At 56.7% G+C, this 12,640-nt stretch carries 12 protein-coding genes and 1 pseudogene; 4 read left to right on the forward strand and 9 right to left on the reverse strand.

Translation table 11 applies throughout. The features are described from left to right. Positions 1–1,749 (forward strand): annotated as a pseudogene (locus EKL30_RS19410) (prolyl oligopeptidase family protein). Continuing rightward, entirely contained in the window at positions 1,739–2,911 is a 1,173-nt protein-coding gene (locus tag EKL30_RS02245) for an MFS transporter (RefSeq protein ID WP_233582676.1), read from the forward strand. Before EKL30_RS19410 ends, EKL30_RS02245 begins: the two are co-directional and overlap by 11 nt. A 58-nt stretch (positions 2,912–2,969) precedes the next feature. On the opposite strand, the gene EKL30_RS02250 is transcribed toward EKL30_RS02245, so the two are convergent. Continuing rightward, complete coding sequence (locus tag EKL30_RS02250) at positions 2,970–3,302, reverse strand: LysR substrate-binding domain-containing protein (RefSeq protein ID WP_255414653.1); 333 nt, start codon at positions 3,300–3,302, stop codon at positions 2,970–2,972. On the opposite strand from EKL30_RS02250, the gene EKL30_RS02255 reads away from it, so the two are divergent. Together EKL30_RS02255 and fetB are read left to right on the forward strand one after the other, a co-directional pair. Beyond that, positions 3,301–3,897 (forward strand): ATP-binding cassette domain-containing protein, encoded by a 597-nt coding sequence (locus tag EKL30_RS02255; RefSeq protein ID WP_126705549.1) that lies wholly within the window; start codon positions 3,301–3,303, stop codon positions 3,895–3,897. The genes EKL30_RS02250 and EKL30_RS02255 overlap by 2 nt on opposite strands. Continuing rightward, the gene (gene fetB, locus EKL30_RS02260) at positions 3,894–4,688 is read left to right on the forward strand and encodes an iron export ABC transporter permease subunit FetB (RefSeq protein ID WP_126705550.1); all 795 of its coding nucleotides are present in this window, start codon (positions 3,894–3,896) and stop codon (positions 4,686–4,688) included. The genes EKL30_RS02255 and fetB overlap by 4 nt, the downstream gene beginning before the upstream one ends. A 90-nt stretch (positions 4,689–4,778) precedes the next feature. Here the strand turns inward: fetB and EKL30_RS02265 are convergent, their stop codons facing one another. The 8 genes from EKL30_RS02265 to EKL30_RS02300 all read right to left on the reverse strand — a co-directional run bounded on the left by EKL30_RS02265 (position 4,779) and on the right by EKL30_RS02300 (position 12,381). Continuing rightward, entirely contained in the window at positions 4,779–5,582 is an 804-nt protein-coding gene (locus tag EKL30_RS02265; protein ID WP_126705551.1) for a DUF72 domain-containing protein, read from the reverse strand. A 109-nt stretch (positions 5,583–5,691) separates the two neighbouring features. Next, positions 5,692–7,095: a cytochrome c gene (locus EKL30_RS02270; RefSeq protein WP_233582678.1), complete on the reverse strand. Its 1,404-nt coding sequence runs from the start codon at positions 7,093–7,095 to the stop codon at positions 5,692–5,694. A 17-nt stretch (positions 7,096–7,112) separates the two neighbouring features. Beyond that, on the reverse strand, positions 7,113–8,717 hold the full coding sequence (locus EKL30_RS02275; protein ID WP_126705552.1) for a GMC family oxidoreductase: 1,605 nt from the start codon (positions 8,715–8,717) through the stop codon (positions 7,113–7,115). Positions 8,718–8,726: 9 nt separating this feature from the next. Next, entirely contained in the window at positions 8,727–9,248 is a 522-nt protein-coding gene (locus EKL30_RS02280; RefSeq protein WP_126705553.1) for a sugar dehydrogenase complex small subunit, read from the reverse strand. A gap of 44 nt (positions 9,249–9,292) precedes the next feature. Then, entirely contained in the window at positions 9,293–9,952 is a 660-nt protein-coding gene (locus EKL30_RS02285) for a DUF4142 domain-containing protein (protein WP_126705554.1), read from the reverse strand. 138 nt (positions 9,953–10,090) lie between these two features. Next, the gene (locus EKL30_RS02290) at positions 10,091–10,444 is read right to left on the reverse strand and encodes a RidA family protein (protein ID WP_126705555.1); all 354 of its coding nucleotides are present in this window, start codon (positions 10,442–10,444) and stop codon (positions 10,091–10,093) included. A 53-nt stretch (positions 10,445–10,497) separates the two neighbouring features. Next, positions 10,498–11,319, reverse strand: coding sequence for an IclR family transcriptional regulator (locus EKL30_RS02295; protein ID WP_158618373.1), 822 nt, complete (start codon positions 11,317–11,319; stop codon positions 10,498–10,500). Between the two features lie 75 nt (positions 11,320–11,394). Beyond that, a complete protein-coding gene (locus EKL30_RS02300) occupies positions 11,395–12,381 on the reverse strand; it encodes a tripartite tricarboxylate transporter substrate binding protein (RefSeq protein WP_126705557.1) in 987 nt (328 codons plus the stop codon). Between the last annotated feature and the right edge of the window lie 259 nt (positions 12,382–12,640).

A 12,640-nucleotide genomic window follows, 5' to 3' on the forward strand; every position in this document is an offset into this window, starting at 1 on the left:
ATGCGCCGCCAACAAATTGAACGAGAAAGCCCAACAATTTATCCACAAACAGCTCAGGTAGATGCTGCCGACGAACATTTCGGCCAGAAAGTCGCTGATCCCTTTCGCTGGTTAGAGAACGATATTCGCGGCGACCCGGCTATCTCCGCGTGGGTAGATGCGAAAAATAGCATATCCGCTCCCTATCCGGCCGGGCTCCAAGGGCGGGATGTCTTTCGAGAACGCCTTGCGGCCCTTTTCGATCACGAGCGTCTCACGGCGCCGGAAAAGGTCGCCGAGTACCTGGCGCCGGTTCTCGGGCACGCGATCTATTTCCACAGGCATGGAACGGAGCAGTCCGAAGACCGGCTCGTTCATGCACCTGAGGCGGATTTACCGATGATTCATACGGCGGACCTCACTGCAGACGGACGATACGCGGTGATCTATTCAACGGCTCTCACGGGGGGCAACGGGCTGGCGGTAGCCGATCTGAGCACTTCCAACTGGCCTATTTGGACCGAGATCGATACTTTCGACCATACTTGGCTCGTTGCCGGAAATATCGGCACAAAGTTTTTTCTGTCCACGCAGAAGGGCGCAGAGCGCGGCAGGATCGTGACGACAGACGTCGCCGATTGCGAAGCCATGTTCGTTGAACTCATCGCTGAGCGCTAGGACAAAGTGCTTAAGTTCGGTACGCTCGTGGGTAACTGCCTGATCGTTTCTTATATGCACGACGCGAAGACAGAGGTGGAGCGCTATAGGATAGACGGAACGCCCGATGGCATCGTCGAGTTGCCCGGCGTCGGTAGCGCCGGCGACTTCGATGGTCGTCCGGGCGATGATGAGGCCTTCTTCGTCTTCACCGGCCACGATGCGCCCACCCGCATCTACCGCTACGACGTCGCGACCAATTCAAAAACAGCCTGGGCGGAACCGAAGGTGGCGATCGACCTTAGCAATATCTTGGTAGAGCAGCACATCTACGCGTCAAAGGATGGCACACAGGTGCCGATTTTCGTCGTCCGTCGCGCCGATGTGACGGCGCCCGCACCGACTATGCTCACGGCCTATGGGGGATTCGGCATTGCCATGGTCCCCTTCTATTCGCCGGTTGCAATGGCGTGGGTCGAGCAAGGTGGAATCTACGCTATTGCGAACATCCGGGGTGCGGGCGAGTATGGAGAAGCCTGGCACGATGCTGGGCGAGGGCGAAAGAAGCAGAACTCGTTCGATGATTTCATCGCTGCTGGGGAGTTCTTGAAGCGAGAAGGCATTACATCGCAGGAGTGGCTAGCCATTCACGGCGAGTCGAACGGCGGCCTGCTGATCGGAGTCGTCGTTAATCAACGGCCCGACCTGTTTGCGGTAGCCATTCCAAGTGTCGGCGTCTTCGACATGCTTCGGTTCGAGCGCTTCACGGGAGGGCGGTTTTGGACACAAGAGTTTGGCCGTCCGGATGTCGAGGCGGATTTCCACAACCTTTTCGCCTACTCGCCGCTGCACAATATCCGGTCCGGAACGACCTATCCGGCCATCCTTGTAACCACGGCCGACACTGACGATCGCGTCGTCCCCGCCCATTCATTCAAGTACGTTGCGACGCTCCAGGCGTCCGACCTCGGCGTTCGTCCACAGCTATTGCGCGTCGAGATCCGTGCTGGTCACGGCGCCGGCAAGCCGACGGACAAAGCGATAGAGGAGGTCGCGGATATGTGGGCGTTTGCTGCGCATTGGACCGGCCTGAATGTTGGTAATGCCGAGTGATATCCGCAACTTCTTTCCCGTGAAAAACGGTCTCATGAACCCGAGCCTGTACCTAGCTGCAACCGGGTTTGCTCTGATCGCGGTCTGCTACGGTTTTGCCCGCTTCGCCTTCGGACTGTTTCTGCCGCAGATTGATGCTGAGCTGACCTTATCTTCAACCCTGAGCGGGTTCATCGCCGGAGGGGCCTTTCTGGGCTACTGCATCGCAATTGCCCTATCGGCCTATCTGACTGAACGGATCGGTGCCCGCTTTGTTGCCATCGGTGCCGCTATGGTCGCGGCGGTGGGCATGGCGGGTATCGCCATCGCACCCTCTGCACCCTGGCTTGCCGGCGCGGTAATGCTGGCCGGATCAAGCACGGGATTGGCCTCGCCACCCATGGCTGCTGCTGTGGCCGTCTCAGTCCAGCCGGACCGGCAGAGCGCCATCAACACGGTCATTAATGCCGGGACAGGTGCGGGCGTGGTGTTTTCGGGGCCGGTCGCACTGATGTTGGGAGATCAATGGCGCTTTGCTTTCGCCGGTTTCGCCGTGGCCGCTGTTGGTCTGGCAGTAGTCGCAGCGTTCAGCATACCGGCGAACACTACGAGCGCAACGAAAAGTGCCGAGGGTATGCCATCACTTAGCGGTGTGCTTTGGCGCCTGATTTCTGCGTCATTCCTGATGGGCTCTGCCAGTACTGCGATCTGGTCCTTTGGGGCGCAGCTTGTCACCCTTCGGCTCAACTGGAGCAGCGCCGGAGCGGGGCTTCTCTGGATCGCCATCGGAGCGGCCGGTATCGCGGGCGCTGCCGCGGGGGCTCTAATCGCGCGGTTCGGAATTGACCGGGTGCATCGGATCTTTTTGACGACAATGGCGGCAGGTATCCTTATGGTCGGCGTTGGTGGCACCACAGCCGCCCTGACACTCTCTGGCGGTATTTTTTTTGGTGCGGCCTACATCATGCTCACCGGTGTCTATTTGGTGTGGGGAGTCTCGGCACTGCCCGAGCGACCCGCCACGGGCCTGATGATCGGCTTTCTGACTATCGCGATCGGTCAGACTGCGGGCGCCCCGGTCTTCGGACTGCTGATGGACCGGTTGACGGCCAATTACGCCGTGGCCATTTTCGCGTGTCTTGCCATCACGGCCGGGTTCGCACGGGCTAAAAGTCCGAACTGAAAATTGCCTATGGCGTATCCATAAAGAACAGGAGAGTTTCATGCGCGCGATGCCCGCGCTAAGAGTCTGCACCGACGCGTAGAGGAGGTCGGGATACGACAGGCGCGTGCTGCGCCATCAACTCAACGAGCCAGTCGATGAACACACGCAGTTTCGCACTGACATGCCGGTTCTGAGGAAATGCGATGTACATCGGCATCGGATCAAGTCGCCAATCCGGAAACAACGGGATCAATTCACCGCGCGCCACGAGCCCCTGGGCCATGTAGGACGGCAGCCAGAGAGCGCCGATTCCTGCCATGCCTGCCGCTAGATAGGCATGGCCATCGGGTGACCTGGCATTTTGGGGCATGCTACGATGATCGCGGTTGGAGATACGGACTATTTTCATGCTCGAGCTCAAAGGCTTGCAACGCCTTCACGTAGGCCCTATGCACGCCACCATTCACGACGGAACGTGTGTGGCGGTTACGGGAAAATCCGGCTCGGGAAAAAGTATTTTCCTGCGCATGATCGCAGACCTGGACCCGCATGAAGGCGAGGCCTATCTCGATGGGCAGCCTTGTTCCGGAATGCCGGCATCTCTATGGCGGCGCCAAGTCACCTACGTGCCCGCTGAATCGGGCTGGTGGAGGGATACTGTCAAGCCGCACTTTCCGGGCGATACGGACTTTGCATCCTTGCTGCCCGCAGTGGGCATGCCGGCCGACGCGGCAAACAGGCTGGTTTCGCAACTTTCCACCGGTGAGCGTCAGCGCTTGGCGTTATTGCGTGCGCTCAGGCAGGACACCCGCGTGTTGTTGCTAGACGAACCGACCTCAGGTCTAGACGAAAGTACAACCCGACAAGTAGAAGCGCTGCTCAGAGACCGTGTCGATAAAGGCATGTCGATTCTTTGGGTCACCCACGATCCCAAGCAGGTCCAGCGCATGGCAACCCGCAGAATGCAAATGAGCCATGGACAACTGCAAGAGGCGAGCGGATGACGGCCGCTCCGCTTTCCTACCTCGACCTCTCCATAGGCGCGTTTCTTATCATTCTCAATGCCGGCTTGTCTTTGCTGCTGAATTTGGGGCTAGGGCGAGCGCTTTTTATTGCTGCTCTTCGAGCAACGGTTCAATTGCTGCTGGTTGGCCTGGTGCTAAAGACGGTATTTGCACTGGCATCTCCGATTTGGGTACTCGGCATCGCCGCATTGATGACGGCCACCGCAACGTATGAGGTCTGGTCGCGGCAGAAACGACGGTTCGCGGGTCCATGGGGAGTTGGCGTGGGCGCTGGCGCCACCGTGCTTGCTAGCGTCTTTGTGACCAGCTTTGCTCTGCTTACGCTAAGGCCAGAACCATGGTATAGGCCCGAGATAGCCATTCCGCTCGTTGGTATTGTTCTTGGCAGTGTGATGAACGGTGTCAGCATCAGTCTCAATGCTTTCAATACAGGTCTTGTTCAGGAACGCGCCGCCATTGAGGCGCAACTAGCCCTTGGCGCCGGTCGGTATACCGCTCTGAAACCTTTGCAGCGAAATGCGCTCCGTAGCGGCCTCATTCCCATCGTGAATCAAATGTCAGCGGCTGGCATCATTACCCTTCCCGGCATGATGACAGGCCAAATTCTAGCGGGCATGGCGCCGCTGGAAGCAGCAAAGTATCAAATACTTGTTTTGTTCCTGTTGTCGGGCGGGGCCGGTCTCGGTGCTCTCGTTGCCACCTACGTCGCCGTATGGCGGTGTAGCGACGAACGCGATAGATTGCGACTCGACCGATTATACAAGCCTTAAAAGACATGGCCGTTGGGCTGTGGATGTACCGGCGACTTCAGGTCGCTGCACCCGCCGTGCTGGTTCGAAGCGAATGCAACAAGAGCAAGGTCAAGCCATGCGCATGATTAGCGACTTCGCTGCGCAGGGATTGGACACTTTATGCCCGCCGATCACATAAATATAGACATCTAATTTGCTGCTGTCTGGCAAAGCTGGTGCAAGCCGAGTCAGATTGTCTGGCGTTCCTCCTTTGGACCAGGTTTTTGCACGCTGTGCCCAAAGGTCTAAGGTGGCCGCAGGATAACCGAGTGGTTCTTCCTCCTGTGTGCCCATTAGCCGGACGTAGACGAACGGTGCAGTGGTATCGGCGATAAACGGGTACTCTGAATCGGCGCCCATCACAACGGCGACGCCATACCGCCGGGCCAAGGCGATGAATTCAGGTGTCCGAAAGCTGTCATGACGCACTTCGACTGCGTGCTGCAGGGCGAGGCCTTTGATGTCTTGTGGAAGTAATCTAAGGAAACTTTCGAAGTCGGTGCTATCGAAAGCTTTACTTGGCATGAACTGCCAGTTGATCGGACCGAGCTTGTGTTTCAGCTGTATTAAGCCGCCACTGAGAAAACGTTCGATTGTTTTTCCCGCGTCGGCTAACACCTTCCGCTGGGTGGCATAGCGCGGCGCCTTTACAGAGAAAATGAAAGTGTCAGGCGTTTGTTCATACCATTTTGCGAAGCTTTCCGGCTTCTGAGCGCCGTAGTATGTGCTGTTGATTTCTATCGAAGTGAACTGCCGGCTAGCGTACTCCAGTTCTTGTTTCCGGGGATGCCCTTCGGGATAGAAGGTGCCTTGCCATGGTTCATAGGTCCATCCGCCAATGCCGACCCGAATAGTGCCGCCTTTCTTCTTCATAAGGGAAGGCTCCATAATAGAGATTCACTTTGGCGAGCGCGCCTAGTCACCCAAAGTCGACTCCGATGTCGAACAGGCTCGAACGCAAGGAGCCCTTGATGTTGCTTCGCTATCGACGCCTACGACGCTGGGTAATAAGGTAGAGTAGGGCGAGCAATACCAGGACGCCTGCGATCAACCCTCCGCGCGCCGCCCAGATCAGGGTCGTAGACCGTTCTCCGCCGTCTCGTAAACTCCGGACCTTGTTAACGCTTACTTCCGCCTCCGGATGGCCATATGTCCGCGTCAGATAGGTAGCCAGTGTCGCAAGCTGTTGATTAGACAGAACGTCTCGAAACCCCGGCATAAGCACTTCCGCCGAGTCCGGGCGAACGCGATGTATGCCGTCGAGTATCACCATCACTAGATTGTCAGTATTCGTCCGACCCAGAGCCGTGTTCTGATACAACGCCGGAAGTCCGCCATCAAAGCTGCCCTGGGCCTGTGCCTGGTGGCAGGTAGCGCAATGCACATTGTAGAGCTGCGGCCCAGTCATCTTGTCCGGATCGTCTGGCATGCGTACGCCGCGCACGCTGTTGAGATCGTCGGTTGCCTTGCCCCATGCGTATACAGGCTGTGTGTCGCTCGCATCCCTAACAGCCGGCACGGTTTTGAGATATACCGCGATGGCTTCCAGATCTGAATTGGTTAAGTATTGCAGGCTGTGATCGATCGCTTCAGCCATGGGTCCGGATGCTTGGCCCTTAGCGATATGACCCGTACGCATGTACTCCACAAGTTCAGGTGTACTCCACCCGCCAATCCCGCTATTCGGATCGGACGTGATGTTAGGCGCATACCACAACCCGACATTGCCGCCGCTTAATTCTTTAGACAGGTCTTCAGCCATAAGCGCGTTGCGCGGAGTGTGACACGTTGTGCAATGCGTCAATCCTCGCGCAAGATAGGCGCCGCGATTCCAAACCTCGTTCTGATCTGGGCTTGGCACGAAAGTGCCTTGGTTCAGGAATAATAGATTCCACCCCACCATCGATTCCCGGATATTGAACGGGAAGGGCAGTTTCGCTCCAGCCGGCCGTGTGTCCACCGGCTCGACACCCTTCATGAAATAGGCGTACATCGCGGCGACGTCCTCGTCACTCACTAGCGCATACGCCGTGTACGGCATGACCGGATATAGGTGTTGACCATCGGCACGCTTGCCCTTACGCAACGCATCGCTAAACTGCTCCAATGTGTAGTTGCCGATGCCCGCCGTCTTCGAAGGTGTGATGTTGGTCGAGACAATATTTCCAATGGGCGTGGCAAGGGGCAGCCCACCCGCCATCGGCTTGCCACTCGGAGCGGTATGACAGGCGATGCAATCCCCCGCGATCGCAAGATACTTACCACGCTCAATACGCTGCATTTCTTTTGTGGCTGGCGCAACGGGCTGGGCTGCCACAGTTTTAGGGGTGGCAAGCATCACAAGCACACTTGCCATGCATGCGAAGAGCGCAACAGTTAATTTCATGAGAGCTACCTCGGCCGTCATTTCGGCTGCTCGGCGACGATGTGCGCAACAGTACGCAGAGCGACTGCCAAAGCGGTTTCCGTCGAATTGCAAGTACCAGCGGTGGGAAGCACGCCAGTGCCGACAATGAAGAGATTTTCGTGCTCGTGGGCACGTCCGAACTGATCCACTACTGAGCTTTTAGGATCCGTTCCCATGCTAAGCGTGCCGCAAATATGCTGGTTATTGGCGAAGTAGCCTTCAGTGCTGTATTGCAGTTTGGTGCCGCCCATCAGTTCCGCCACTCTTGTGAAGTCGTTTTTTGACACTTCGGCGCCTTTGCGCGTGTACGCGTCAATGGCGTAATGGGCCTGAGGTTTCGGAATGCCCATCGCATCCTTCTGGTCGCTCAGTGTGATGCGGTTTTCAGGTCTGGGCAATACCTCTAACACGTTCTTCAGGCTCATCTGGTGTGCCGCCCGATGACGCAGCTGCCGTTCCAGTTCGACCCCGTAGACGCCTTCCTTGATTAGTGCCTGAGTGGCATTGTGCACTTGCGAGATATTGGTGAAGTCCAGCCGATACGCTGAGTGCTCCGACCGGAAAGCTCCGTCACGATAGGTGTTGATCGAACTTGGACTCTGCGGGCCGCGCCCCAGCCATAACTCTTCATCGGCTTCGAACTGCAGCGACGTGCTGGGGTGATCCATCAGATGGCGCCCGAGCATATCGTTACTGTTGGCAAGCCCATTCGGATACTTGTCAGTTGCCGACATGAACAACAACTTGGGCGTTTCAATGGCGTTCGCCGCGAGAATGAAAAGCCGCGCGGTGACACGGTACGAATTCTTGTCTGGATCGAAGTAATGCACCGCCTCGATCTGCCCGTGAGGATTATGTTCAATTCGGTAGACGACGGCATTCGGTATGAGCTTGGCGCCTGCCGCCTCAGCGGCCGCCGCCGCCAGTCCGCCATGGTATTGCGCGTCTATCGGACATATTGGCTGGCAGCTGTTGTTTCCGCAACAGGCGGGCCGCCCGTCATAGCTACGGCTGTTGCGTGCGGTCGTATTGCCCACCACTTCATAGCCACCGGACGCCAGACGCTCACGAATGCGACGCATGGCCCACACCTCGGCCACGGGCTCCATGGGAAACGGCTTACTGCGTGGCGAGCCAGTATTGGGTAAGCCGGAGACCCCCATAATTTCTTCAGATTCCTGATAAAAGGGGTCCAGCTCTTCGTAGCTGAATGGCCAATCGACGCCAACCCCATACAGGGTCTTCATGCGCATGTCGTTAGGTACAAGGCGCCAGGCCTGCGCTGCCCAGTGCCATGTGGTACCGCCCACAACCCGCATGTATTCCGCTGGATAGGGATAGGGTCCGGCCTGCACCAGGTAACCGTTGTCTTCGGGCTGATAGATGGGATGCGGGGCCCACGGCATCGAGGGATAGGGAGACATCCAATCGCTTTTTCGCGTTCCGTTGCGATAGGCTGCGACGATGTGGTCCCGCGTGACTCGCGGCCCTGCCTCGAGAATGAGAACCGTTGCGCCTGTGCCCAGAAGCTTGTGGGCCACCACAGAGCCGCAAATTCCAGATCCAACCACTACGATATCTGCCGAAAGTTGTTCTGCCATAAATTACTCCTACGTTGGCGATTTTTCCCAACTGCCGTAAGCGCCGTACGCATAGCTTGGGGGCTTCAAGCGGTCTGCTACAACCACACTCATGAGCGCTGTCTCGTAGGCCAGACAATGGGCCTGGTCGCCTTCACCGACGACACCGACGTACCAGGCAAGGACAATCTTTCGTGGCACCATGGCGACCGTAGGGTGTCCGTCATCCAGAATTTTTTGCAGCGCAAGCGGATCAATGTGTTGCTTGTTTATCAGGTCAAGGATTGCCTGCATCGCATGCACAAAGCCCGGATCGCTCTTCGATAGCGCGGCAAATAGGCGTTCGGCCTGTACCTGGTCCAGGGCCTGGCGGCCGGTGAGAATGGCAGACAGTGCAATGAACGCGCCATGTCCACTGTCTTTCACCGGTTGACTCCAGGCCCATGGAATCAGAGAAGCGCTATAGGCCGAGAGGCAGGAGATGAGCAGACGGCGCTTTGTTGGATCAATAGGACCGCGTTCCTGCACGCGCGTAGCATTCTTGGAGTTCATTGCAACGCTCCTTTTTCCGGCTGAGTGGGGCGCCGGTACGACACTTACTGAGAATTGGCGGCCTTGTTTGGCGATTCCGGCGGCGGCTCGTTCGTTGGCTGGCCTCCGCCTGTGCCGGTGTTGTCTTGCGCAGCGGGCGACGTAACGCGACTATCGTCAGCATTCTGCGGTGCAGCGGGAATGCGTTCGGACGCGTTATTACTCTCTTCCTGCAGTTGCTTGCCGCGAGCCAGATGACGCTGCAGCGTAGGCAGCGTTTTTGCAGCAAAGGCTTTTACATCGGGGTCGGCCGCATTCTTCGCCGCTTTCGTAAAACGATTGACTGCGTCTTCATGCATATCGATGGCAAGTTCCTCGATGTATCGAGTATCGAATTCGTGTGGTGGTAAATTTTGCCAACGACTGACGCTATCTTTGCGGTCTGGCGAGTCGGTCGACAGCGAGACCGCCTTGTTAGCGGCAAGGGCATTGAGTTCGTGCTCCGACTCGGTGTGTTCCGCCACCATCATCTGGGCGAACTCGCGTACCTGTGGCCGTTTGCTGTACTGATAAGCGAGCTTGCTAACCTCTATCTCGGTGCGACCGACTTCTGCGGCTTGTTGTAGAAATTCGGTGTCACGCTTATCAAGGCCCGCCGCAAAAGGCGCATTTGCGATGCTTAGCATGCTAGCGATAACAGCTGCGGCTTGCCATTTTTTTTTCACGGGCTACCTCTGACGTTTGGACTAAGGTATCGGTAGCATATCGTGTGCCCAAGGGCTTATCTTCCGTTTTCGGCAGCGCCGCCAGCATCGCGCGCTGGCCGAGAATACTGCCTTGCCAGTGGGCTGGCGCTACAGGAACTAGATTGCCGCCACGATAGCGACTTCCAGCAATGCGCCTTGCTGCAGGACAGCTTGCACGCAAGAGCGGGCAGGCACGCGGCCGGGAACCACCCATTGGTTCCATACTGTATTGAACGCGCCTACATCGCGATTCACATCCAGCATCCAGATTGTGGCAGACAGGATTTTGTCTTTGCCGCTGCCAGCCTCTGCCAGCCGCGCATCGAGTTCTGCCAGCACCTGTTGCGATTGAGTGATGATATCGACTGAGCTGTCGGACGGTATTGCGCCGGAGACGTAGGCAATGCCATTGTGGATCACGCTATCTGAGCGATGCTTCAGATTCGCGGAGTTCTTATAAACTATATTCATATTTTTTCTCTTTTATGGTTGGTGCTGCCCGAGCAACGCCAAACCCGAGTCGATTAAGGCGTTCGCGGGTTGTTGTTCGTTAAAGGGTAAGTGCCTGTGTATCCCAGAATTCTCGAGATTTCTTCGCCTCCCAGCAGGGCAAGCTTAGTAAGCTTGCCTTTTTGCCGTAGAGCGCGACTGCTCGGTGCGGAAATGGACAGCCCGGAGACAACCTTGCCGTTCATATCCATAACGGGCGCAGCGATCGAAAACACGCCTTCGACCAATCCTTCCAGACTTGAAGAAACGCCTGTGGCGCGAATTTCGGCCAGCTTTGCAACTAGCGCTTCGACGGTTTCGATGGTACCGGGGGCGTGCTTTACCAACTTGACTGAATCAAGGTAGCTGTTCAGTTCGCTCTCAGGCATATAGGCAAGAAGGATTTGTCCGCTTGCGGATCCATAAAGCGGATTGGTGCTACCGGCTTTACTGCTGAAGCGCAATGGATTGGTAGCGTCGACGACTTCTGCGTATACAACCTCTTGGCGGTTATCAGCCAATGTGCCCAGAATAATGGTTTCGCCGCAGTTTTCGGACACGTGTTGCATTACTGGTACCGCGCAGTTCGGGAACTCGCGGCTCTGGATAATGGCCGCGCCCAGTTTCAAGGCCGCGGGACCCATCTTATAACCACCCGCTACGGCGATTACGTAAGCACCCGACTCCAGGGTCTTCATGAGTCGGAAAAGGCTGGTTTTAGGCAGACTGAGCCGTACGCTCAAATCGGCCAGAGAAATCGCTGAGCGGTCGCAAGTCAGTTCATACAAGATTTGCATCGTTCGCAACGGCGAACGGGTCGTCTCGTCGGGCCGAGTAGCGTTTTCTGTGGTCGACATATCTTTCATTCCATCAACACCTTGCTTGCTGCCGGGCGAAATGGGTCAAGCCATGACAATGGCTTGATGCCTCGGCTATTCGGCCCTAATGTTAGCCGCTTTCACGGTATCGCCCCATAGTGTGTAATCTTCGATCAAGAATGATGCGAAGTCCTTGCTGTTTCGAACGTTTATCTCGAGGCCACCAACCGTCAATGCCTTTATGACCTTGTCTGTCTTTACTGCCTGGGCAACGGCATTGGACAATGTATCGAGTACCTTTTGCGGCGTGCCGGCGGGCGCCAGAATGCCGATCCATGGCGCGGCGATAACATTTACGCCTTGTTCAGTGAGGGTAGGGACGTCGGGTGCGCCGCCAAATCGCTTCGGCGCCGCTAAGCCCAGCAACTTCACCTTTCCGGCATCTGCGTTCGGCTTAGCGAGGCTTAGTGGTACGAACAATGCATCGACCTGTCCGCCCATGATCGCCGTCATGGCTGGCGCCGCTCCGGTGAACGGCACATGTAATACGTCCAAGGCCTGGCCGACATTCAACATTTCCATGGCCACATGGCTGGAGCTTCCTACGCCCCACGATGCATATGTCAGCTTGCCCGGGCTTTTCTTGGCCAACGCTATATATTCTTTGACCGTGCTTACACCGAGTTTAGGACTCACGATCAGCGCGTAAGGAAGATAGCCCACTTGGGCCACCGCCACGAAGTCTTTACGTGCGTCGTACGAAATTTTCGGATACACGTGCGGATTGATGGTATGAGTATCGGCCGCCGTCATCACCAACGTGTAGCCATCAGGTGCCGCACGAGCCACCAGATCGGAACCGATCATGCCGCTAGCCCCTGGTCGATTATCCACAATAACTGTGGTCTTTAAAACGTTGCCCAGGCCCGCGGCCACGGCGCGACTTAGAACGTCCGTGCCGCCACCTGCGTTGTAGGGAACCACAATTTTGATTGGGTGATCAGGGTATACCGCCTGTGCGGTATGGCTGCCCAGCAGCAGGGCAGTACCGGCCGCCGCCGCAATCGACGTCATGGCTTTTTGCAGAAAAGTGTATTTCACAGGATGTCTCCTAATTTGGTTTACTTATTTCTATGCCCTGGATTTTTGCGCATCTTCGTCTCGGGGGTGTTCCGATTTGCGAATACTATTCTTTTTTAGGAATAAGTCAAGAAGCCTTGCAGATATCAGAGGGGTAGCGGTACTCCTGCGTTAGCCCGGCGTAAGGAAAAAGGTTGGGCTACTTATCGAGCACATTCAGGAAGGCGTCAATCATCATTCCGTCCGCCATACGCGCTGACTTCCTCCCGATGACTCCTAA

Source organism: Candidimonas sp. SYP-B2681 (genome assembly GCF_003971065.1).
Taxonomy (GTDB): domain Bacteria; phylum Pseudomonadota; class Gammaproteobacteria; order Burkholderiales; family Burkholderiaceae_B; genus Pollutimonas.